Source organism: Pseudarthrobacter sp. NPDC080039, assembly GCF_040702335.1.
Taxonomy (GTDB): domain Bacteria; phylum Actinomycetota; class Actinomycetes; order Actinomycetales; family Micrococcaceae; genus Arthrobacter; species Arthrobacter enclensis_A.
In genome coordinates this window covers 41,209-62,640 of record NZ_JBFBKY010000018.1, presented here as the reverse complement: position 1 = coordinate 62,640, position 21,432 = coordinate 41,209, and the positions used below count along the sequence as shown (strand labels likewise).

The window sequence follows — 21,432 nt, the reverse complement described above, 5'->3', positions numbered from 1 at the left end:
ACGAGGGATGTCTCACCTACCCAGATCACGGCCGTCCCACCGGACGCCTGACTATAGGAGCAATTTGATGACAGGGAACAAAGCCGTTGCCTACAAGGAAGCCGGCAAGGTTGAAGTAATTGACATTGATTACCCAACGTTCGAACTGAAGGACGGCCCGGGGGTCAACCCCGCGAACGTGGGACGCGCCGTCAACCACGGGGTCATCCTGAAGACGGTGGCCACCAACATCTGTGGATCGGACCAGCACATGGTCCGGGGCCGGACCACTGCTCCGCCCAACCTGGTGCTGGGCCACGAGATCACGGGCGAAGTGGTGGAGGTTGGCCGTGACGTCGAGTTCATCAAGGTGGGCGACCTCTGCTCGGTGCCGTTCAACATCGCCTGCGGCCGCTGCCGGAACTGCAAGGAGCGCAAGACCGGCATTTGCCTTAACGTGAACCCCGACCGGCCCGGCAGCGCTTACGGCTACGTGGACATGGGTGGCTGGGTGGGCGGCCAGGCCAACTATGTGCTGGTGCCGTATGCCGACTGGAACCTGCTGAAGTTCCCGGACAAGGACCGGGCCATGGAGAAGATCCTGGACCTGGCCATGCTCTCGGACATCTTCCCCACGGGATTCCACGGGGCAGTGACGGCGGGTGTGGGAGTCGGGTCCACCGTGTACATTGCCGGTGCCGGTCCTGTGGGCCTCGCAGCGGCCACCAGCGCACATTTGCTGGGCGCCGCCGTCGTAATTGTGGGGGACCTCAACGAGGAACGGCTGGCGAGGGCGCGCAGCTTTGGCTGCGAAACGGTGGACCTTACCAAGGGAGGCCCGGCGGAGCAGATCGAGCAGATCCTCGGCGTGCCGGAGGTGGACTGCGGTGTGGACGCGGTGGGCTTTGAGGCACGCGGACAAGGGCATGGCAAGGATGCCGAAGAAGCGCCCGCCACCGTGCTGAACTCGCTGATGGACATCACCGCTGCCGGCGGTGCCCTGGGCATCCCCGGCCTGTACGTCACCGGCGACCCGGGCGGCATCGATGAAGCAGCCAAGAAGGGTTCCCTCAGCCTGAGCCTGGGCACGGGCTGGGCGAAGTCGCTGAGCTTCACCACCGGCCAGTGCCCCGTCATGAAGTACAACCGGCAGTTGATGATGGCCATCCTGAATGACAAGGTCAGCATCGCCAAGAACGTCAATGCCAAGGCGATACCGCTGGAGGATGCACCCAAGGGCTACGCGGAGTTCGACGCCGGCGCAGCCACCAAGTACGTCCTCAACCCGAACGGCTACTTGAGCTGACACAACGAGAAGGGGTTGGACCACGGCGGCTGAAGGAGGATGCTGGGGTCGTTGTGCTGCCGCGGGCGGTACCTTAACCGACCGCCGGCGGCAGCCAGGAAGTGCCATAATAATCACCAGCCCCGCAACCTTGGCCTGCTCCAGAACGCACGAATGGGTTTTTGCACCGGATACCTCGGGACCGTGTAGCGGAGCAGCTGCCCTGGCTGCCGGTAATGACTCCGAGTAACTGCCACCGTTCAGTCAGGCGGTACCGATGCGGTGCAGTGGCCGCGAGGCTGGAGCAGGTTCGGCCGGATTTGGTTCCGATGTCACGACCGTGGTCAATAATGCGCCGACGGACTGCTGCACGCCACCGACGCATGGCCGGAAGAGGTGCTTGAGTACATTGTCGCTTCCACCGCTTTCAGCATGGGCAGTGGTGGCAAAGTATGAAGGGGCCCAGGCAGGAACGGCAACCTGTACATTCGGCGCCGTTGGTAGGCCTGTGGAGCGCCTTGCAAAGAAGGGCTGGGCCTCCGGTCGTTGACTGTGTGCCATGGAACAGGACCGATTGGTGCCTTCTGTGAGGCGCAGTTTAATCGATCTGCCGTTTTTCGGCACTGCCGACGTCTCAGCAGGTCCCCGGGTGGCAACACCGACCGCAGGTCGAGGGTCCGCGGCCCTCGTTCTTTCTTCGTGGAGGGTTCAGTCGGCGACCATACCGTAGAGGGCTCTGCGGCTGTGGCGCACTTCACCGTTGGCGCTCACCGGTTAGACGAGTCCACACGCGATCTTGAATAAGGTACGGAGAGACGAACGCACGCCGTGGGATGACCACGGCGTGCGTTCGGAAGCAGGAATCAGAAGACGCGGATCGGGATCTCCGCAGGGTCCATCAGCAGGGACTCGATCTCGTCATCGAGCTTGACCAGTGTTATGGACGCGCCGGCCATGTCCAGGGAGGTGCAGTACTCGCCCACATAGCTGCGGCCCACCGTGATGCCCTGCTCGGCAAGGCGTTTGTGTGCCTGGCCGTACAGCAGGTACAGCTCGCTGATGGGGGTGCCGCCCAGTCCGTTGATCATCAGTGCGACACGGTCGCCGTCGGAGAAGGGGAGGTCTTTCACGATCGGGGTGAGCAGTTCCTCGACGATGTCGTTGGCGGGCATGATTTTGGCCCTGCGGCGGCCAGGCTCGCCGTGGATGCCAACGCCGAGTTCGATCTCGTCCTCGCCCAGCTCGAACAGCGGGCTGCCCTTGGCCGGCGGGGTGCACGCGGTCAGGGCCACGCCCATGGTGCGCGTCACGGAGTTGACTTTCTCACCCACCCGGATCACTTCGTCCAGGTCGGCCCCGCGCTCTGCGGCGGCCGCCACCGCCTTGATCACGAAGAAGTTCCCGGCCACACCACGGCGGCCGATGGTATATGTGGAGTCCTCAACGGAGACATCATCATTGATGAACAGCGTCTTGACGTTGACCCCTTCGGCGGCGGACATCTCCTGCGCCATCTCGAAGACCATCTTGTCGCCGGTGTAGTTGTTGACCAGCAGGAGCACTCCTTTGGGCGAAGCCATCAGTCTGGTGGTCTCGTGGACGTAGTCGAACGGTGGTGCCGCGAAGACGTCACCCGGGCAGGCGGCATCGAGCATGCCCTTACCCACGATCATCACGTGCGCCGGTTCATGGCCCGAACCCGACCCTTGGACAATCGATACTTTGTTCGGGTCGGGCCCGTCCGCGCGCATGATCAGGTTGTATTCGGGGACGTACTTCAGGGTGTCCGGGTTGGCGAGGGCCAGCCCTTCAAGCATCTCGGGTACGAACTGCTGGGGGTTGTTGACAAACTTTTTCATGCTTGCTCCACGTCGTTGTGATGGTTTCGATGGACAGTGACTTTGACGGACAGTAAAGAAGCGGGGTGCTACCGCTCCGGCCACCCGGCCACGATGCGTTCGATGATGATTGCCACGGCCAGGGCCCCGGCATCCGGGGAGCCGATGCTGCGCTCTCCGCTGTAGCTGGCGCGTCCGCGCTTGGCTTCCAGTTCGCTGGTTGCCTCGGCACGTTCGCGAGTGGTTTTGGCGAAGGCCTCGCGGGAGTCCGCGGCATTGGCCCCGGAGGTGATCATGCGTTCCAGTTCGTCAGTGGCAGGGACCAGTGCGTCGAGGAGGGTTTTGTCCCCGAGATCAGAGTTGCCGCGGGCTTTGATACCGTCGGTTGCCGCGCGCAGCATCGCCACCGCGGCGGTGCCCGTAATTTCATCGAATTGTTTCGCTGTGACTGAGGCCCGGAGGAACGCGGTTCCCCAGAGGGGACCTGAGGAACCGCCGATGCGGCTGGTGATGGTCACGGCGATCTGTTGCAGGAAAGCAGAGACGTCGTCGCGCTTGTAGGAATCCCAGTCGGCGAGCACCTTTTCGAAGCCGCGTGCCAGGGAGTAACCGAGGTCGCCGTCGCCTACGACGGCGTCAAAGTCGCCGAATTCCTTCTCCTTGTCGACGGCGGTCTGGGCGATGATGCGGACAACATATTCGACGTCCGCGAGGTTGGTGGCGGTCATGGTGTCTCCGTCCGGGTGGAAGGTGCAGCTGTTGGGGCTGGAAGCTTCAGGATTTGCTGGAGCGTTTCGAGTGTCACCGTACCGGGAACCTTTAGGTGGTGGGGGTTCAGCAGGACTTCGGCCGGCTCGCCCTGGTCCTGGTCGCCCAGTGAGGAGACCACCAGGGACGCGCCAGCGAATTCCTCCTCCCGGGTGTACCCGCTGACGGTGACCAGAGTGCGCAGGCCCGCAGCTAGTGCGGCGCGCATCCCGTTGGCGCTGTCCTCGACCACGACCGCGTCGTCAGGGTCCAGGCCCATTTCCCGCAGTGCCAGCAGATAGATGTCCGGTGCGGGCTTTTTGCGTGGGACAACGTCGCCGGCAAAAACCGAAAAGTCCGATGCCGCGTCCTCCCCAACGGCGTGGGTCAGCACGGCCAGCACGGCCGGTTCCGCCGACGTCGAGGCGACCGCCAGCCGCCACCCCGCGGCGCGGGCCTCGGTAACGATGCGGGCTATACCGTTCCGGGCAGGCATGACACCACTTTCCACCATCTCCTTGTAGATAGCGGTTTTGTGTTTGTGCCAGGCCAGGATGGCTTTGTCCACCGCGGCATCGTCGGCCAGACCGAGTGACGCGGCAAGATCCGGAGTGAGGATGCTGCGCATCCGCTCTTTCCCGCCGCCGATCTTGACCTTCTGCGCGTAATCCTCAACGCTCCACTGGACCGGGACGCCGAAGTCCTGGAAGGTCCGGTTGAACGCGGGCAAATGCCCGTACTGCTCGGTATCGGCCAGGACGCCGTCGCAATCAAAAATCAGGGCCGGCATTCAGTGTCCGCCTTTTCCGGCGCTGCCGAACTGCTCAGCGAGTTCTTTCACCATGGTGATGACGTCGGTGCGGGCGTGCTTGAACAGCGACGGAGGATCCCACTTGTTGTCCCGCTCGGCCTGTTTGAGGAACGCCAGGCTGGACTGCATGTACGTTTCCTTCAATGCGGTGGAGATGTTCACCTTGGCGCATCCGCGGGAGATGAGGTCCGCGAACTGCTCCTGGCTGAGCCCGCTGCCGCCGTGCAGGGCGATGGGAATATTCCGGGCCTCGACAATTTCGGTCACGCGGCCCATGTCCAGCACTGGCGCGGTCTTATATGTGCCGTGGGCGTTGCCGATGGACGGGGCGAAGACGTCGATTCCGGTGGCGTCGAGGTAGCCGAGCACGGTCTCCAGGCTTTGCTGTTGGGACACTTCGTCTGAACCGTGGTCATCCTCAACGCCGGTGATCGCCTCGATCTCGCCCTCGACCTGCGCGCCGTAGCTGCGGGCCTCGGCGACCACTTCGATCGTCTGTCGCTGGTTTTCTTCAACGGGAAGGCTGGACGCATCAAACAGTACTGAGTTCCAGCCGGCTTTCAGGCATTCGGTTATCACGCCACGGTCCGGGCAGTGGTCCAGGTGCAGGGTCACCGGAACTTCGATTCCGCGGGTCAAGGAGCTCCACATATCGAACAGCACTCTGGTGCCGATGCTGCGGACCGTCTTCACTGAGGTCTGCAGGATGACCGGAGAGTTTGCTTCCACAGCGCCGGCGAGGACCGCTTCGATGGTCAGGTCATTGAAGATGTTGATGGCCGGTACCCCATAGCGTGCTTGAAATGCGGGGCCGAGAATCTCATTCAGGGGCGCAACGCCCATAACAGCTACCTCCTAGATAGGCTCGCTCCCACGCTAGGGCAGCGGCCTGCCAGTCGAAATTGGGGATAACCCGCACAGCCCCGTGGGGGTATTCACCACCTGTCTCGAGCGGGTGATCCGTGGTTAGGTGATGCGCACAGGCAACTTCGAATGAACAGGATCCAGTATGGCAACCGGAAAAGTGCTCGAAACCGTCAGTGCCGATGAAGCACGGCGCGTCCTTGATGCGGCCGCGGCGAAAGCAGCAGAGATCGGCCAGCCCATGGACATCGCCGTCGTTGACGCCGGCGGCAATCTCAAAGCGCACCTCCGCATGGACGGCGCGAACATCGGCAGCATCCCCATCTCCATCAACAAGGCATACACCGCCATCGCATTCCAATGTGAAACGGGCGAGCTGCAGGAGAACACCCGTCCCGACGGCCCTATCTATGGACTCAACGACGCCCACGGCGGACGCCTGGTGGTCTTTCCCGGCGGCATCCCGCTGGTCCGCGACGGCAAGATCATGGGCGCGGTTGGCGTCTCTACCGGCACCATCGAACAAGACCAGGAAGTGGCCGAAGCAGGGGTCGCCGCGTACTAGTGGTTCCTTAGGGTTCGGAACTTTGACGTGGGCCACCATTGACTGCCACGTCAATAAAGTTGGGCCCCGCATAGTGGTGTAACGCCACTTTGCGGTCCTTGACCGTCAACACCTGCATCGACGATGCCCGAATCTAAAAGTCTGCCTAAAACTCAAGACAAACATCAAAGGTGTCTGACCCCCAGGAAACGCTAGAACCAGGCGCGGCAGCAGCACTGCATAGGAAGGACGCCGCGGGATGGCCGCCGGCGTCCTTCCTTTCCCTCTAAGGTTCAGCCAAACAGATACGTCGCTTCGTCGTAGCGCGACTGCGGCACCGTCTTCAGGCGTCCCACCGAGTCCGCCAGGCTCACCCGGACGATTTCGTCACCACGGGTGGCGACCATCTGACCCCAGGCGCCGTCGTGCACTGCGTCAACTGCTGCCAGCCCAAGGCGGGTACACAGCACGCGGTCGGTGGCGCACGGGGCACCTCCGCGCTGGATGTGGCCCAGCGTGGTGCTGCGGGTCTCAATCCCGGTCCGCTCCTCAATGATCGGGGCCAGATGTTCGCCGATACCACCGAGCCGCGGCCGGTCGAAAGCGTCCAAGCCGCGCTCCGAGTGCGGCTCGGACATGCCCTTGGCGAGGAATCCTTCGGCCACTACCACCAAGGGCGGGCGTCCCCGGCGCACTGGGCCTTCCACCCACTCGCAGATATCCTCGATGCTGGCCTTTTGCTCCGGAATGAGGATGGCATGGGCGCTGGTGGCCATGCCGGCGTACAAGGCAATCCATCCCGCATGGCGTCCCATTACCTCCGCGATCATGCACCGGTGATGGGACTCGCCGGTTGTCTTTAGCCGGTCGATGGCCTCGGTGGCGATTTCCACAGCGGTGTGGAACCCGAAGGAAAAATCAGTGGCGAAGAGGTCGTTGTCGATGGTTTTGGGAACCCCGACAATCGGGACGCCGCTGTTGCTCAGAATGTTGGCAACGGCCAACGTTCCCTCGCCGCCGATGACGATGAGGGCGTCCACTCCCAGCACGCGCAAGTTCGATGCGATGCGCTCCACTCCTCCGCGGTCGCCTAGCGGATTGGTCCGTGAGGTGCCCAGGATCGTCCCGCCGAGGCCGCCGATGCCGCGGACGCTCTTCCAGTCCAGTTCCAGCGTGCTGCCCTCAATGAGGCCCCTCCAGCCGTCAGCGAAGCCGACGAACTGGTCGCCGTGGATTCGGATGCCGCGCAGCACGCAGGCGCGGATTACGGCGTTGAGCCCGGGGCAGTCGCCTCCGCTGGTCAGGAGTCCGATGCGCGCCATGTGAGCTTCCCTCCGCCGTTCCGATGACACCGGGTGTGGTGTTCATTCCAAGAAACCAGCAAAACGGGTGCTGGGGTATGAGGAGTTTCCCGCCTGCCCCTGTACTGGGAAACCAGCACGCGCGCCCGGGGGACGGCAGGCTATCGTGGTAGGACGCCCGCTACCTTGCGGGCTGCCTTTCGTCGAGGAGGACGAAAATGACTGCATCAGAGCCTGAGTTCGAGGCCTTGGTCCGGAGCCTGGCTGATCCGTACGGCGTCCTTAACAAGATTGAGTCCGTGACGGACCTCGCGCGCGACCTGGCCGGCCGCTTTGAGTTGCAGCCCCTGCTGGCCCGCATCCTGACCAACGCTGCGTCCCTGCTCCACTGCGAGTCAGGGTCGATTGCACTGGTTGACGAGCCTGCCGGTACCTACACCAAGAAGGTGGACATCGGTGTCGGCTGCCAGGAAGGCCAAACCTTTCCCTTGTCCGAGGGATTCACGGGCCAGGTTGTCGCCAGCCGTTCCACGGTCATCCTGGAGGCCTACCGCACCGTTGAGCGCGGTCACATAGCGCCCACCGATCCCCGCTGGAACTGCGCCGTCATCGGAGTGCCCATCCAGTGGGGCGAACAGATCGTGGGCGCCTTCATGGTCTTCAGTGCCCTGCCGGGACGGCCCTTCACCCAGGACGAAGCACGCCTGGCCGAGCTCTTCGCGAGCCAGGCCGCCATTGCCCTGGCCAACGCTGACCTGCATTCGAAAGCAGCAGACCGAGAGCGTGAAGCCGCCGTTGCCGCAGAGCGGGAACGCGCCGTACGTGACGTGCACGAAACAGTGGGCCGCTCCCTTGCCACACTGCTCCTGTCCCTTGACCAGGCGGAAAAGGCGAACCCGGCGGGGGAGGCCGAAGCAGCCCGGCACATACGCAAGGCCCGGACCATAGCGCACGACGCGCTGGCCGAGACGCGGCGCACGGTTTTGGGTATTGGTCCGGCTGCGCTGGCCGGCCGCACCCTTCAGGAAGCCATCGCCGGGGAACTGACGTGGGTGGATTCGATGACCGGCGCCGCAACGCAGCTGAAAGTGCTCGGAGAACCGTGGACACCTGCCCCGGAAGTTATGCACCAGGCCTTCAGGATCGTCCAGGAGGCACTCAACAACGTGGTCAGCCACGCCCACGCCACCTCGGTGCGCGCCGGGGTTATCTTTGAACGGGACAGTGTTTCGGTGGTTGTGGAGGACAACGGCCGTGGATTTGATCTGGCCGCCGCGCACGGTGACCACTCCGCCGTTCACCCTGGTTGCCTGGGGCTGCACGGTATGAGTTCCCGGGCCATCCACTTGGGCGGCGATCTGCAGATCGATACGACCCGCGGCTGGGGGACCCGCGTCAGGGCCACGCTCCCGGTGCAGGTTCCGGAGCAGGACGCTTACCTGCAGCCGCGGTGGAAGGTGGTGATCGCCACCCCCTACCTGCTGGTCAGCGCCGGGCTGGTGAAACTTTTGGCCCGGGCGGAGCCCGGGATCCAGGTCGTTGCAGAGGTCTCCACAGCGTCCCAGCTTATTGATGCCTGCGCGTTGCTGCGCCCGGCCGTGGTCCTGCTGGACCTGGACCTGCTCCACCGGGACACCTCCGGGATCTTCTCCCATCTCCGAACAATCGATCCCGGCGTTGCGGCGGTGGTCCTGACGGACAACCCGACGGTGGACCAGGTGCGCTCGGCCAAGCAGTCAGGCGTCCGTGGGTTCATCAATCGGCGGGCGGACGGCGACACCATTGGCCGCACGATTGTGGCGGCGGCCCAGGGCGAGGCCTTGATGGAAGGCGAGATGTTTGACCACCTCATGGGTGATAGCAGCCGCGGTACCGGAAGTGGCCTGTTCACCACCCGGGAGCGGGAGGTCCATGACATGGTGATCCGGGGGATGGCGGACAAACAGATTGCGCGGGAGCTGCAGATATCCGTCAAAACGGTTGAAAAGCACGTCGGCTCTATCCTCCGCAAGACCGGGGCACGCAACCGGACGATGCTGGTGAGCATGAATGCTCAGGAGGCAGTACCTCTGCAGACGTGGTGAGGGCTGCGTGCATCCCACGAAAGTCCTGCGGACACCAGTGGTCCGGATGGCGGCTTTGCTGCAATCCGGACCACTGGGCTGTCCCTTCGGTTCAGGACAGCTGACTGGCGTGGGGCTTACTTGACGGCCAGTTCCCCGAGTTCGGACCAGCCGTCCACTTTGACGTTGACGATGTCGGGGGTCCGGGCCAGGTAGGCAGGCAGTTCAGCGGTGGCCTTCTTGAAGTGCTCTGTTTTTACGTGTTCGCCGCCGGCTTCGTCATCGCGGAATGCCTCGATGAGGACGTAGGTGTTGGGGTCGGCCAGGGAGCGGGCCCATTCGAAGAAGAGGCAGCCTTCCTCGGCGTTGGTTTTATCGGTGAATTCCCGGGAGATTTCCGGCCACGCATCGGCGTGCTCCGGCTTGACCGGGAATTTGGCGGTGATGAAAATCATGGGTCTCCTTTGGGGAAGTGAAAAGGGTGAATGGGTGGAGTTGTCAGCTCAGGCGGCCGCAGGCCGGGTCTCCTCGCCGGCCGCTTTGGTCACGGCACGCCTTGACACGACGGACTGGATCCGGCTGCCCAGTACCGCGGAGAGCCATCCGAGTGCTGCGCCGATGATGAGGGCGGCCAAGGTCCCCCAGAAGTTCAAGGCAGTGCCAAAGTAAGCGGCGGTGCCGGCAAAAGCTCCCGGAATGAAGGACAGCGGCGCCCAGCCGGCCTGAAGGCACATTCCCAGGGCGGCGACGGCAATGGCTACTGCCAGTACCCCAGGGAGCGGGACGGCTCCGGCCACCGTACCTACCAGCCACCCGTACACAACGCCTGAGAGGTTCGCGGCAAGTCCCTTGCTAAAGCCGGTTGCTCCGCCGCCGGCGGCGAAGAAGCAGGCCCATGCTATGAAGGCAACCCACGTGACCAGCCCGAGGTCGATGCTCACCTGGGTCCAGATGCCGGCGAGCACGCCGACGGACAGTCCTACGCCTACGTACTGCTTCATGCCATGCCCCTTTGTTCTTGAAGTCCGGTCATTACGGGACCAGGATGGCCCGGCCGCGGACCTTGCCGGCGTCCAGGTCGCTGATGGCCTGCTGGAAATCGTCCAGCTTGTACTTCTGGGTGTGCAGCGTGACCGCCCCGCGGGCGGCTAACGCCATCAGGTCCTGCAGGTCGTTGTAGGAGCCCACCAGGTTGCCGATGATGTTGATCTCCGAGGAGATGATGTCGATGGTGGGCACCGTGATGTCCTCGCCGTAGCCCACCACAAAGTAGTCGCCGGCCTCCCGCAGCATTGCAATGCCCTCGGACGTCGCGCCGCCCTCGCCCACGAAGTCGATCAGCACCTCCGCGCCGTTCCCGCCGGTGAGCTCACGCACCTTCTCCACCTGTGAGCCGTCCGCCACCACGCCTTCATCGGCGCCGATCGATTTGGCCAGCTCCAGCGCCGCCGGGTTGCGGTCCACCACAATGATCCGGCTGGGCGTAAGCGCCTTCAGCACCTGGATGCCAATATGCCCCAGGCCCCCGGCGCCGATCACCACGCAGTTGTCCCGCGGCGTCAGCCGCTTCGCCGCCTTCGCCGCCGCGTGGTACGCCGTCAGCCCCGCGTCCGCCAGGGCCGCCACATCCGCCGGCTCCAGCGAATCGTCGATCTTCACCACCGATCGGGCGGAGGTCAGGAGGTATTCGGCGTACCCGCCGTGCGTGTTGATGCCCGGGAACCGGCTGTTCTCGCAGTGCACGTCATCCCCGGAACGGCACGCCCGGCACAGGCCGCAGGTGATCAGCGGATGCAGGATCACCTTGTCGCCCTCTTTCACGTTGGTTACCGCGCTGCCCACGGCGTGCACCCAGCCCGCGTTCTCGTGGCCGATGGTGTATGGCAGCTCCACCTGGGACTTCTCGGCCCATTGGCCCTCCAGGATGTGCAGGTCGGTCCGGCACACACCGGCCCCGCCGATTTTGACCACAACGTCCCACGCCCCGGCCACTTCCGGGATGGGCGCCTCGGTCATCTTCAGGCCTTCGTGGTAGCCGACCACCTGGACGGCTCGCATGGTGTTCATGGGTGGATCTCCTTGACGGTGAACGGAAGTAAATGGTGGTGGTCGGCGGGCTCGGCCCCTTCAGGCCGGTCCGTCTGGTCGGCGCCCGAGCCCTCGTACCGGGTGCGCAGCAGGCCGCGGCAGAAGTGCGCGTTCCCGTCGATGGAAATGCGCGTGGACCGCGCCCGCCGCAGCGCCATCGGGACCTGCTCGGCAGGGTAGGGGCGGCCGTCATGGTCCACAAGTACGACGGCGGCAGGTTCCGTGGGCAGGCCCAGCGCCATCCGCCGTCGTACTAAAGCATCCTTGATGCGCCCCGCCGGCAGCTCACCCAGCCGCACGGCCCCCACGGCCGCCTCGGTGAGCGCGGGATCGGCGCGCAGCTGCTCGGTCAGGCACCGTTCCATGGCGGCGGTGTGCGCCTTGCGGCGGAACAGCGCCCGCAGCCCGTCCAGGCTGTCCTCGGCCTCGTGGCCGAAGGTGCCCCGGTAGCCGGCGTCCGCGGCCAGGCCGGCATTGATCAGGGCGGAATCGTGGTGGTCATCGAGTTCCACCGCCACCTTTTCCACCCAGGGCAGCGCCGCGATGGCGTCCTTGCTGTCCGACGCCATCAGGTAGGCGAAGTTGGGGGAGCAGAACGAGGTGGGCAGGCGCAGGTGCACGGTCACCTCGGCGCCGTCCGCTGCCCCGGTGACGTCTATGGAACGCACGAAGCCCAGGTCTGTGATCGGCTCATCCAGCTCGGGATCCAGCACGGCGCCCAGAGCCCGCCGCACTTCCTGCACCGCCACGTGCTGCACCTCCGCATCCAGGACACGAGCGTCCCTGGCACCCGCATCCCGGACGGGGTGGTCCGTCAGCGCCGTTGTCATACCGCGCCTGCCAGGTCTGCCCGTTCCGGCTGGCGGGGGCCCGTGGCCGTTTCGCCGGCGTCCGGCAGCTGGAGCTCGTCCGGTACCGGGATGTTGTACATCTTCGCGGCGTTCAGGCCCAGGATCTTCTTTTTCTGGTCGGTGGTGATGGGCGCGTACTCCGTCATGTCCTCCGGGATCTGGAAGTCCACGAAGCGTTCAACCAGCCAGCGCGGGGTCCACAGCGCGTAGTCGCTGGAGAAAAAGATGCGGTCCTCGCCGATCCAATAGATCAGCTCGCCGATGATCTGGGCGAAGTAGCGCGGCCGGGTGTGGATAAACGGCATGGCCACGGCCAGGCCGCCGTACACGTTCGGCTCCTGCGTGGCGATCCAGCAGAAATCCTCCAGCCGGGGCAGGCCAACATGTTCCACAATGAAGTTCAGGTCCGTGAAGTCAGAGGCGACGTGGTCCACGTCCGAGACGTCGAACGAATCACGGTCCAGCGGCCGGATGGTGGGGCCCTTGTGGACGTGGATGTTCTTGATGCCGAGCTTGCGGCACTCCTCGAAGTAGCGGTAGGCCCAGGGATCGGAGAGCTTGTACCCGCGGGATTCACCGTGCCATTCGGCGGTGTAGAGCTTAACCCCCGTGAACTTCATCTTCTCGTGGTCCGCGCGCAGCCGGTCCAGGCCGCGTTCGCCGTCGCGCGGGTCAAAGCAGTGGTTGTAGGTGAGCTTGCCCGGGTGCGCGGCCGCCAGCTCGAAGGCTTCCTTCGTCTGCCCGAAGCCGTTCTTATAGAACTCGCCCAGGTACGCGGGCTGGAAGATGGCGTGATCCACGTAGCCGTCCTCGAACAGGTCCTTCATCAGGCGCTCACCGCCCTGGTACAGGTACTCCTCGTACGTCCACAGCTCCGACTCGGGGGAGAGGTTGCGGTGGTAGTCGTAGAAGCAGTCGATGAACTGCTTGCCGTGCACGTTGCGCTGGTTCTCCGGCCGGGCGTCCCACAGAGCGATGTGGGCGTCGACGATGAAATAGTTCTCGCCGTCTTTGCTGTACATGGTGTTCTCCTCCCCGCGACTGCCGTAGTCGCGACACCATCGAGGCTAGGGCGGTTCCACGCGCGTCAACATGTGACCGGTGTCTCATTTTGAGACGCCGGGGTCTCGCCCTTCCGGACGCCGGCACGTAGTCTCGGAGGAGGCAGGACAAGGAGGACGGCAATGATGCCGAACGGGAACGGGAACGGGAACGGGCCGGGCGCTGAGCTCGCGGTTGCCTCGCGGCGCCTTCTCGCGTCGTGGCAGCGGAGTGAGGAATACGGCGTCTCAGCGGAGGAGGTTGACCCGGTCTGGGCCGGGTCCGTGAACGGCGACTCCCTGTTCTTCCAGTGCGGGCAGGAGGTGCTGACCGGCCTCCACCAGACCTTGGCCAACGAGCCGCTGAGCCTGATGCTCACGGACGCCGACGGGCTGGTGCTCAACCGCTTCAGCGGTGACACCTCCCTGCTGCAGGCGCTGGACAAGGTGCATCTGGCCCCCGGCTTCGCGTTTTCCGAGCGGGAGGCGGGAACCAACGGTCTGGGCCTGGCCCTGGCCGACCGCACCCCGAGCCTGGTCCGCGCCGAGGAACACTACAGTGCCAGCCTCCGCACCTACACCTGCGCCGCCGTGCCGGTGCTTGACCCTCTCAGCGGACGGCTCGAGGGGAGCGTCAACATCACCACCTGGTCCAAGTCCTCCCCGGAGCTGCTGCTGGCGCTGGCCCAGTCCGCCGCGGGCACCACCGCCGCATTGATGCTGGCCAAGTCCGGAGGCCGGCACCCGAAATCCGGCCCCAAGGGCGGGGTGTTCCGGGTACAGCGGGCCCGGCTGGAGCCCGGCTCCGGCACCCTTCGCGCCATGTCCCGCCCCTGGACCGCGGCCCTGGACGCCGCAGCAATGGCCCTGATCTCCGGTAAGGTGGCGGCCGCTGTCGGAGAACCGGGGACGGGACGCGCCACCCTGCTGGGCCAGGCCATCCGCCAGGCGCACCCGGGAAGCCGCATCCTCTGCGCTGCCGTTCCCGCGCCCCAGGACGTGGAGGCCTGGCTGTCCCTGTGGACGCCGGAGCTGTCCAAGCCCCACACCGCTGTGATCGTGGAGAACATTGATCTGCTCCCGGCCTGGGCTGCGCAGGAACTCGCTGCCCGGGCTGTCAGCTCGCGGGGCTCGGAATCCGAAGGCCTTCCCGCAGCCGTGACCTGGGCCGTGACCGCGGATGACCTCACCGCCATCCCGGCCCCGCTGGCGGCGCTGGTGGAGTCGGTGGTGCCGGTGCCCGCACTGCGGGACCGCGGTGACGACGTGATGCCCCTTGCCCGGTACGCCGCCCGGCAGTCCCGGATGCGGGAGGTCGACTTCACACCTGCCGCGGAGCACGCGCTGACCGCGTACGGGTGGCCCGGCAACGTGGACGAACTCTTTGGCATGGTCCAGGACGCGGCGCAGCGCACGGAAACCATCGATGTGCGGCACCTGCCGGCTGCGCTGCTCGGCCGCTCCGGCCCCCGCCTGACGCGGATCGAGGCCGTCGAGCGGGACGAGATCGCCAGGTGCCTGTCCCGGCCCGGAACCACCGTTGCCGCTGCCGCCGCCGAACTGGGCATCAGCCGCGCCACGATCTACCGGCGCATGGCCCGGCTTGGAATGGCTGCCCCAAGGTAAGACATGAGGTACACCAAAAGCGAACCGTGCTGTTGCATAATTTCAACGCGCAGTGGCCGAACGTCAAGTTGCGTCCAGGCTGAGGTTCCCGGATATACAAGGAAAGCACCAATGGAAATCGCACTGGTCCAGTTATCCAGCCCCGACAACGAAACCCAAAGCCAACGCATCGATCGTGCCGAGGCGCTTCTGCGCCAGCAGCGCGGAGCGGACCTTCTCGTCCTCCCTGAGATATGGAGTGCAGGCTACTTCCATTTCAAACAGTATCGGGAACTCTCAGAAACAGGGCACGGGTTGACGGTTCGCATGTGCACAGCAGTGGCAAAGGAACTCCGGACCTACGTACACATTGGAAGCATGATCGAACAGGTCCAGGGAGCCGCCCACGGGAGTGCACCGGCCCTGCGGAATACCTCGATGCTGATCGACCCGCAGGGCAATGTCGCCCACAGATATTCCAAGATACACGTCTTCGGCTACCAGTCCCTCGAAACCGAGTTGCTCTCACCGGGAACGTCGCTGCCTGTCGTGCACACGCCATTCGGATCAGTGGCGGGAACTACCTGTTACGACCTGCGCTTTCCGGGCCTATGGTCCGAGCTGAGCGTCCGCGGGGCCGAAATAGTCATCGTCCCCGCCGCGTGGCCGGCCGCACGCCGGGAACACTGGAAGCTCCTGACGTCTGCCCGGGCCGTTGAGCACCAAGTCTTCATCCTTGCCTGCAACGCCGCAGGCATTCAGGAAGGCATTGAACTGGCCGGGACCAGCCGCATTGTGGACCCTGCAGGTCACCTTGTGGCGGAAGCAGGACGGGGCGAAGAGGTGCTCTGCGCCAGTATCGACCCCGGCCTTGTCCAGACCACACGCAGTGAATTCCCCGTCCTCGCCGACCGGCTTGCAGATTACCAGGTCCTCGACCACCGCTGACCAGGACCGGCATCTGGCACGAACACCGTAACAGGCTCTCAGCTCTGGCGGACGTACCGGATGAACCCGGACTACCGGTAAGGCCTCACGGTACCAAGGAAAAACGCAGCATCAATCTGGTATCCAAAATTGACCAATGGCTGATTCATCACCAGTAACGAAACTTCCGCACGAAGCTGCGGCCCCATAGCCCCGGGCCGCTTTTTGCCGCATGGGATAGGCGACAGGAATTGACATCGACGAATTCGGGACCGGTTACTCCTTTCTGGGCTATTCCACGTTCTGCCGGCGCCCAGGGGCCAGCAGCAGCTACGCACCAGCAGCCCTGCCGTCCAGGGCCTCCGCTTCGACGGCGGCCAGCGAGGTCAAGGCGTCGGCAACCAGCGCATCGTTGGCGTCCTGGCCCTCCCGCAGGATGTCGGGCTTACCCGGTGCGCGTGTAGTGCGCAGCGGCCGTTTATCGATTTGTAGGGGGCTGTGATTTTAGGGAGTTGGTTGCCGTGGGCTTCGATTGAGACCGATTGCCATTCGGTCCAGGTTGCCAGGCGTGATTCGCAGTCCTTGGTGGCGATGTCCAGGGGTGTTTTGCCGAAGAAGACGCACAGGGGCGGGTTCTCCGCGTCGACGACATTTCGGAGGATAGCTCCTCGGGTGGCCGTGGGGTCGCCGGGGTTGTTCGCGGTAGGGCGGCCTGCCGCGGCTTCGCGGACCTCGTCGCATATGTCCATTCGCCCGCTGTGGGTGGCGGACGGGCCGGACCAGTCGGTCGAGAAGCCGCCGGGTTCTACCAGCGTCACGTGGATACTGCATCCCTGGACCTCCTGTGCAAGTGACTGGGAGAAGCCCTCCACCGTCGACGCGTGGTACGCGCCCACCGTTGGGAAGGCGCTGATTCCACCCATGCTCGGTACCTGAATGATGTGGCCCGAACCCTGTTTACGCATGACGGGAACGGCCGCCTGCGTGACCCACAGCGCCCGAGCAGGTTCGTCTCCAGCTGTGCCCGGACCTCAGCTTCGGTGAGTTCCCCGATCATGCCGAAATGTCCGTAGCCGACGTTATCGACCACGACGTCGAGCCGCCGAAGGTGCTCTGCCGCCTTCCGCGCGGCCGCGATATCAGCATCCCGGTCCGTGACGTTAAGCTCGATGGGCAGGAACGTAACAGCATACTTTTCAGCAGAAGGGCACGAAGAGTGTCTAGCTTACGTGCGGTGCCTGGTACGTTGTCCCCGCGCTCCAGACCAGCTTCGGTCCACTCGCGGCCAAAGTCTTTGGATGCGCCAGTGATGAACCGGGTCTTACTTCCTGGGTAGGTTCCTTTCGATGGTGTACAGGGACATCAAAACCTCCGGCGACGGCAAGTCAGTTCATTGGCGGGGTGTCTACGGGCAGGACGCCGGTCCCGTAAAGATCGGTGGCGAGATCGCGGAGTGCCCGCAGGGCGACTCGCTGGGTGAAGGGGCCAAAGGAGACCCGGGCTACCCCGAGTTCCTGCAGGTCTGCAGCCGGCAGAGCCCCGGGCGCGCCGATCACTGAAAGCTTTCGGTGCCCGAGTCCGTCAACAAGCTGCTCAATGATGTCGCGGGTGAGTGCTCCCGGGACGAAGACCAGCGCAGCACCGGCGTCGAGGAATGCCCGGCCCCGGGCGATGGCGTCATCGATGCTGTCCCTGATGGGACGGTCCCCAGCCCGCGCGATCGCATCCGTCCGGGCGTTGAGCTGGAACGCGATGCCTTCATCGTTGGCGGCGGCCATGATGGCCTCCACCCGGGCCACAGCTTCGTCGAAGGGACGAAGACGGTCTTCGACGTTGGCGCCCACGACGCCCAGGGCGATGGCCCTGCGGATCGTTTCGGCGGGGTTGTCGTACCCGTCATCGAGGTCGGCCGTGACGGGAAGATCGACGGCGCCCACAATGGTTTTGATCCCGGCCAGCGCGATGTCCAGAGGCATACTGCCGTCGGCGTAGCCGTAGGTGGCGGCAACGGAGTGGCCAGCGGTGGCGATCGCTTTCGTCTCCGGGAGCGCCGCAACCGTTGCTGCGCTGATGGCATCCCAGACGTTGACAACCCGCAGGATCTCCGACGACTCATGCAGCGCTTTCAATTGCTGCGCGCGCTCCGAGGTGTTCGTTCCGGTCATTGCTCTTCTCCGTTTTCCGTCAATAAATTGGCAAGGTTTCGAGGGAACGCTGTTCATCCTCCCCGCAGGGGCTCAGTGTATGCCGTGCGACAGCCGGTATTTCCGCATTCCCCACTAAACAAGGGTTCCCGGACCCTGTGATGTTCCGGACGGCTTCCCCGGCATCAGCATCGGCGCCGGGCCACAGCCGCCCAATGGGCCGGAGCCGCGGCGCGCCCATTATCCAGCATCGAAAGGCGCAGCTCGGAATCATCTCGCCCCTGGTTCTCATCCGGCATCAGCACCCACGGGGCTGACACCAAATATACGGTCCGGAGGGTCTGCCGGAGATCTCCGTGCGCATAATCTTCGAGTGATTTTCACCCAAAAGTCGAGGGCCACCCAATGCTAGGGGAGGTCGGCGAGCTAAATCACGACCGCTGACATGGGCTCGACAACCGGCAGATGTAAACCTCTCCACCTTTGGTGTATCTTCGTCGTCCCTCTTTGCGTAGAGGCGATGCTCACGCAGCAGCAGGCAAGTTATCGTGAGCGTCTCAATTTGAGACGCTCTGCCCTCGTCGTGGCCGCCACTTGCGCGTTACTCTCGGGGCAGCGACGGCCATCCGGCCGCATCGACAATGATGTCAAGGAGCTCCTCTTGCCTGCAAACAGCCCAATCCGTTCAGTCATCAGCCCCGGTCGCTACGCGCAGGGATCGGGAGCCATAGCCCGGTTGGGCGAATTCCTCACACCCATCGGAGGCACACCTTTAATCGTGGCCGATGACGCCGTCTGGGGTTTCGTGGGACATGATGTGACCTTCTCCCTGAAGACGGCGGGGCTGCCCGTCACCAGGGAAGCCTTCCGCGGAATCCCCTCAGCAAAAGAAATCAATCGCCTCGTGGACGTGATCAAGAGCGCAAACGCGGACGTCGTTGTCGCCGTCGGCGGCGGAAGTACGATTGATGCGGTCAAAGCATCAGGGTTTCTCGCAGGAATCCGGTGGGTCACGGTACCGACGGTCGCCTCAACGGACGCACCGACCTCGGCTTTGGCCGTGGTCTACACAGACGATGGTGCATTCGAGGAATACCGCTTCTTTCCCCGCAACCCGGACCTCGTTCTCGTGGATTCACAGATTATTGCGAATGCTCCGGCAGCCTTCCTCGCAGCTGGCGTGGGAGACGCCTTGGCCACATGGCTGGAGGCGCGGGCAACAGCGGCGTCCAACTCGTTAACAATGGCCGGGGGTCTTCCCACCCTCACAGGCACGGCCCTGGCCCGCCTTAGCTGGGATGTCCTCTGGGACAACGCCCTGCCAGCTCTGGATGCCGTACGCGATCATCTCGTCACCCCAGCAGTAGAGAAGGTTATCGAAGCCAACACCCTGCTCTCGGGCCTGGGATTCGAGTCCGGTGGCCTGGCCGCAGCCCACGCCATCCACAACGGACTAACGGCAGTACCGCAAACACACGGTCTTGCCCACGGGCAGAAAGTCAACATCGGTTCGCTCACCCAGCTCGTACTCGAAGGTGCACCCACCGGCGATATCCGTGACTTCATCGAGTTCACTACAAAGGTGGGCCTTCCCACTACCCTGACCGAAGTTGGACTAGCGGCGGAAAACACCCATGAGCTCGAACTGGTCGCCAATGCCGCGACTGTAGCAGGCGAGACCATTCATGCAATGCCTTTCGAGGTCCGGCCTGCCGACGTTGTCTCCGCACTCAAGTCAATCGAACGCTTCTCTCGCCGGGTCCGCGAGGAAGCCAGCCTCCCTGAGCCGAAGCCATACGTAGCCGCCCACTGACGTGCACAGCGACTTCTCCAATCCCTATCCCATTATTATTACCTCCCAACTTCCTGGTGTCCCACGGCGGGAGGTGCTCACGTTAATTGCCTTGCGGGAGGCGCAGGGCGGACCGCGAGAATCCCGGTCTTACTGCCGGGAAACCGGGACCCGGAATTACGCCGCCGGCCGGGAGGGGAGAACGTCGCGGGCATAACTCGCCCTTGGCCACTGGCCGCTCATCACTCGAGGTCGGCTGAAATCAGAAAATGAAGGAATCAAAATGTCTCTCGGAATTATCTTCCTGTCCGAAATATTCGGCACAGGGATGCTGACATTGCTCGGGTGCGGTGTGGTCGCCAACGTTGCCTTAAAGGGAACAAAGGGTAACAACGGCGGGTTTTTGATGGTCACGTGGGGATGGGGTATCGCCGTTTTCGCGGCCGTTTTCATCGCCGCAAAGTCCGGTGCCCACCTGAATCCGGCTGTCACACTGGGCCTTATTATGAACGGGAAGAAGGAGTTCGTTCCCGGAATTCCAGTGGATTTCCTTTCGGCGACCACCTATTTCGGAGGCGAGCTCATCGGCGCTTTCCTGGGGGCCGTAGTTTGCTGGCTGGCCTACAAACCCCACTTCGATGCAGAGCCAATAGCCGCCACCAAACTGGCAGTTTTCTCGACAGGCCCAGCCATTCGCTCGACCGGTTGGAATCTCCTTACAGAGACCATCGGAACCTTCGTGCTGGTTTTTGTCATTCTCACCTTCGGGGGAACCCCGTCCGGACTCGGTCCGCTGGCAGTGGCACTTCTAGTCGTCGGCATTGGTCTTTCCCTCGGCGGACCCACGGGCTACGCTATCAACCCCGCACGTGACGTAGGCCCACGCATCGCGCACGCGATCCTTCCCATCAAGGGCAAGGGAACAAGTGACTGGTCCTACTCATGGATTCCCATCATCGGCCCCCTGATCGGCGGGAGCCTGGCCGGAATCGTGGCCTCCTTCATGCCAATAGTTTTCACGGCCGTAAAGTAACGGCCAGTCACCACCAGGACAAGGTACTTCTTGCCAAGTGCGCGTGCCTGCCATATTCAAGTCTGGCTGGTATGGGGACCCAGAATAAGGCCGCCGTGGCCTGCTTTCAGGGTGCTGGGCGTGGTTGAAGCGTGACGGTACAGCCAAGGCTTCAAGTTGGTGGATGGGACGGATGGATGGTTGGCGTGTATCCCAATTATGCAATTTCCTCGTAGCAGGCCTTGTTTTGCCGACCTGGGGAGTCCCGTCCAGTTAGGATCGCGCCGGGCCTGTCACAGCCCGCCCTCCCCAGTGAAGGGCCGGCTGTGATTCATGAAGTTGTTGCTGAACTCTGCACAGCCAAACGAATTCATCGCCTCGACGTCTGGGCGAGGGAGGGTGCGGCCGGTCCAGAACGCCCGTGGCCTCCTCGGATCCATGGCCTGGTGTTGTTGGGTGGGCTGGGGGGTTTCAGCCTGGAGGTCGTCGCAGTGCGTCCTCCAGGGCCCAGGAATTAGGCCACATTGACGGTGGCCGGCCC

19 protein-coding genes and 1 pseudogene are annotated in these 21,432 nt (G+C 63.9%); 7 read left to right on the top strand and 13 right to left on the bottom strand.

Translation table 11 applies throughout. The features are described 5' to 3' along the window. Positions 1-67: 67 nt before the first annotated feature. Entirely contained in the window at positions 68-1,285 is a 1,218-nt protein-coding gene (fdhA, locus tag AB0313_RS16750) for a formaldehyde dehydrogenase, glutathione-independent (RefSeq protein ID WP_366306895.1), read from the top strand. 842 nt (positions 1,286-2,127) lie between these two features. Here fdhA and dhaK read toward each other — a convergent pair. The 4 genes from dhaK to AB0313_RS16730 all read right to left on the bottom strand — a co-directional run bounded on the left by dhaK (position 2,128) and on the right by AB0313_RS16730 (position 5,503). After that, entirely contained in the window at positions 2,128-3,123 is a 996-nt protein-coding gene (dhaK, locus tag AB0313_RS16745) for a dihydroxyacetone kinase subunit DhaK (RefSeq protein WP_366306893.1), read from the bottom strand. Positions 3,124-3,191: 68 nt separating this feature from the next. Beyond that, the gene (dhaL, locus tag AB0313_RS16740) at positions 3,192-3,830 is read right to left on the bottom strand and encodes a dihydroxyacetone kinase subunit DhaL (protein ID WP_307312383.1); all 639 of its coding nucleotides are present in this window, start codon (positions 3,828-3,830) and stop codon (positions 3,192-3,194) included. Next, on the bottom strand, positions 3,827-4,639 hold the full coding sequence (locus AB0313_RS16735; protein WP_366306891.1) for an HAD-IA family hydrolase: 813 nt from the start codon (positions 4,637-4,639) through the stop codon (positions 3,827-3,829). The genes dhaL and AB0313_RS16735 overlap by 4 nt, the downstream gene beginning before the upstream one ends. After that, positions 4,640-5,503, bottom strand: a complete 864-nt coding sequence (locus tag AB0313_RS16730; protein WP_307312378.1) for a class II fructose-bisphosphate aldolase — start codon at positions 5,501-5,503, stop codon at positions 4,640-4,642. 166 nt (positions 5,504-5,669) lie between these two features. On the opposite strand from AB0313_RS16730, the gene AB0313_RS16725 reads away from it, so the two are divergent. Further along, on the top strand, positions 5,670-6,089 hold the full coding sequence (locus AB0313_RS16725; protein WP_307312375.1) for a heme-binding protein: 420 nt from the start codon (positions 5,670-5,672) through the stop codon (positions 6,087-6,089). A 272-nt stretch (positions 6,090-6,361) separates the two neighbouring features. Here the strand turns inward: AB0313_RS16725 and AB0313_RS16720 are convergent, their stop codons facing one another. Next, complete coding sequence (locus AB0313_RS16720; RefSeq protein ID WP_366306888.1) at positions 6,362-7,390, bottom strand: ATP-dependent 6-phosphofructokinase; 1,029 nt, start codon at positions 7,388-7,390, stop codon at positions 6,362-6,364. A gap of 197 nt (positions 7,391-7,587) precedes the next feature. On the opposite strand from AB0313_RS16720, the gene AB0313_RS16715 reads away from it, so the two are divergent. After that, positions 7,588-9,453 (top strand): LuxR C-terminal-related transcriptional regulator, encoded by a 1,866-nt coding sequence (locus AB0313_RS16715; protein WP_366306886.1) that lies wholly within the window; start codon positions 7,588-7,590, stop codon positions 9,451-9,453. 116 nt (positions 9,454-9,569) lie between these two features. On the opposite strand, the gene AB0313_RS16710 is transcribed toward AB0313_RS16715, so the two are convergent. From AB0313_RS16710 to AB0313_RS16690, 5 genes are read right to left on the bottom strand one after another with little or no spacing between them, the layout of a single operon-like run. Continuing rightward, positions 9,570-9,887 (bottom strand): putative quinol monooxygenase, encoded by a 318-nt coding sequence (locus AB0313_RS16710; RefSeq protein WP_307312367.1) that lies wholly within the window; start codon positions 9,885-9,887, stop codon positions 9,570-9,572. A gap of 48 nt (positions 9,888-9,935) precedes the next feature. Continuing rightward, the gene (locus AB0313_RS16705; RefSeq protein WP_366306884.1) at positions 9,936-10,433 is read right to left on the bottom strand and encodes a DUF1097 domain-containing protein; all 498 of its coding nucleotides are present in this window, start codon (positions 10,431-10,433) and stop codon (positions 9,936-9,938) included. Between the two features lie 31 nt (positions 10,434-10,464). Continuing rightward, a complete protein-coding gene (locus tag AB0313_RS16700; RefSeq protein ID WP_366306882.1) occupies positions 10,465-11,499 on the bottom strand; it encodes an NAD(P)-dependent alcohol dehydrogenase in 1,035 nt (344 codons plus the stop codon). Next, a complete protein-coding gene (locus tag AB0313_RS16695) occupies positions 11,496-12,350 on the bottom strand; it encodes an iron-sulfur cluster assembly protein (protein WP_366306880.1) in 855 nt (284 codons plus the stop codon). The genes AB0313_RS16700 and AB0313_RS16695 overlap by 4 nt, the downstream gene beginning before the upstream one ends. Further along, positions 12,347-13,393 (bottom strand): amidohydrolase family protein, encoded by a 1,047-nt coding sequence (locus AB0313_RS16690; protein WP_366306878.1) that lies wholly within the window; start codon positions 13,391-13,393, stop codon positions 12,347-12,349. Before AB0313_RS16690 ends, AB0313_RS16695 begins: the two co-directional genes overlap by 4 nt. Before the next feature lie 162 nt (positions 13,394-13,555). On the opposite strand from AB0313_RS16690, the gene AB0313_RS16685 reads away from it, so the two are divergent. Continuing rightward, positions 13,556-15,037 carry a helix-turn-helix domain-containing protein gene (locus AB0313_RS16685; RefSeq protein ID WP_366306876.1) on the top strand — a complete coding sequence of 494 codons (1,482 nt, stop codon included), beginning with the start codon at positions 13,556-13,558 and terminating at the stop codon, positions 15,035-15,037. 111 nt (positions 15,038-15,148) lie between these two features. Continuing rightward, entirely contained in the window at positions 15,149-15,964 is an 816-nt protein-coding gene (locus tag AB0313_RS16680) for a nitrilase-related carbon-nitrogen hydrolase (RefSeq protein ID WP_366306874.1), read from the top strand. Between the two features lie 365 nt (positions 15,965-16,329). On the opposite strand, the gene AB0313_RS16675 is transcribed toward AB0313_RS16680, so the two are convergent. From AB0313_RS16675 to AB0313_RS16665, 3 genes and pseudogenes are all read right to left on the bottom strand, one after another. Then, positions 16,330-16,908: an SDR family NAD(P)-dependent oxidoreductase gene (locus AB0313_RS16675; protein WP_366306872.1), complete on the bottom strand. Its 579-nt coding sequence runs from the start codon at positions 16,906-16,908 to the stop codon at positions 16,330-16,332. Positions 16,909-17,000: 92 nt separating this feature from the next. Beyond that, positions 17,001-17,081 (bottom strand): annotated as a pseudogene (locus AB0313_RS16670) (hypothetical protein); the annotation flags it as partial. Between the two features lie 247 nt (positions 17,082-17,328). Then, positions 17,329-18,108, bottom strand: coding sequence for an isocitrate lyase/phosphoenolpyruvate mutase family protein (locus AB0313_RS16665; protein ID WP_366306870.1), 780 nt, complete (start codon positions 18,106-18,108; stop codon positions 17,329-17,331). A 640-nt stretch (positions 18,109-18,748) separates the two neighbouring features. On the opposite strand from AB0313_RS16665, the gene AB0313_RS16660 reads away from it, so the two are divergent. Together AB0313_RS16660 and AB0313_RS16655 are read left to right on the top strand one after the other, a co-directional pair. After that, entirely contained in the window at positions 18,749-19,900 is a 1,152-nt protein-coding gene (locus AB0313_RS16660; protein WP_366306868.1) for a glycerol dehydrogenase, read from the top strand. 262 nt (positions 19,901-20,162) lie between these two features. Then, the gene (locus AB0313_RS16655; RefSeq protein ID WP_366306866.1) at positions 20,163-20,912 is read left to right on the top strand and encodes an MIP/aquaporin family protein; all 750 of its coding nucleotides are present in this window, start codon (positions 20,163-20,165) and stop codon (positions 20,910-20,912) included. Positions 20,913-21,432: the final 520 nt, after the last annotated feature.

Excerpts from the sequence above, each read along its gene's own strand:
- AB0313_RS16695 (WP_366306880.1), bottom strand. The coding sequence starts at position 12,350 with ATGACAACGGCGCTGACGGACCACCCCGTCCGGGATGCGGGTGCCAGG.
- fdhA (WP_366306895.1), top strand. The coding sequence starts at position 68 with ATGACAGGGAACAAAGCCGTTGCCTACAAGGAAGCCGGCAAGGTTGAA.
- AB0313_RS16710 (WP_307312367.1), bottom strand. The coding sequence starts at position 9,887 with ATGATTTTCATCACCGCCAAATTCCCGGTCAAGCCGGAGCACGCCGAT.
- dhaL (WP_307312383.1), bottom strand. The coding sequence starts at position 3,830 with ATGACCGCCACCAACCTCGCGGACGTCGAATATGTTGTCCGCATCATC.
- AB0313_RS16705 (WP_366306884.1), bottom strand. The coding sequence starts at position 10,433 with ATGAAGCAGTACGTAGGCGTAGGACTGTCCGTCGGCGTGCTCGCCGGC.
- AB0313_RS16680 (WP_366306874.1), top strand. The coding sequence starts at position 15,149 with ATGGAAATCGCACTGGTCCAGTTATCCAGCCCCGACAACGAAACCCAA.
- AB0313_RS16675 (WP_366306872.1), bottom strand. The coding sequence starts at position 16,908 with ATGCGTAAACAGGGTTCGGGCCACATCATTCAGGTACCGAGCATGGGT.
- dhaK (WP_366306893.1), bottom strand. The coding sequence starts at position 3,123 with ATGAAAAAGTTTGTCAACAACCCCCAGCAGTTCGTACCCGAGATGCTT.
- AB0313_RS16655 (WP_366306866.1), top strand. The coding sequence starts at position 20,163 with ATGTCTCTCGGAATTATCTTCCTGTCCGAAATATTCGGCACAGGGATG.
- AB0313_RS16700 (WP_366306882.1), bottom strand. The coding sequence starts at position 11,499 with ATGAACACCATGCGAGCCGTCCAGGTGGTCGGCTACCACGAAGGCCTG.
- AB0313_RS16690 (WP_366306878.1), bottom strand. The coding sequence starts at position 13,393 with ATGTACAGCAAAGACGGCGAGAACTATTTCATCGTCGACGCCCACATC.
- AB0313_RS16665 (WP_366306870.1), bottom strand. The coding sequence starts at position 18,108 with ATGACCGGAACGAACACCTCGGAGCGCGCGCAGCAATTGAAAGCGCTG.
- AB0313_RS16685 (WP_366306876.1), top strand. The coding sequence starts at position 13,556 with ATGATGCCGAACGGGAACGGGAACGGGAACGGGCCGGGCGCTGAGCTC.
- AB0313_RS16730 (WP_307312378.1), bottom strand. The coding sequence starts at position 5,503 with ATGGGCGTTGCGCCCCTGAATGAGATTCTCGGCCCCGCATTTCAAGCA.
- AB0313_RS16720 (WP_366306888.1), bottom strand. The coding sequence starts at position 7,390 with ATGGCGCGCATCGGACTCCTGACCAGCGGAGGCGACTGCCCCGGGCTC.
- AB0313_RS16715 (WP_366306886.1), top strand. The coding sequence starts at position 7,588 with ATGACTGCATCAGAGCCTGAGTTCGAGGCCTTGGTCCGGAGCCTGGCT.
- AB0313_RS16735 (WP_366306891.1), bottom strand. The coding sequence starts at position 4,639 with ATGCCGGCCCTGATTTTTGATTGCGACGGCGTCCTGGCCGATACCGAG.
- AB0313_RS16725 (WP_307312375.1), top strand. The coding sequence starts at position 5,670 with ATGGCAACCGGAAAAGTGCTCGAAACCGTCAGTGCCGATGAAGCACGG.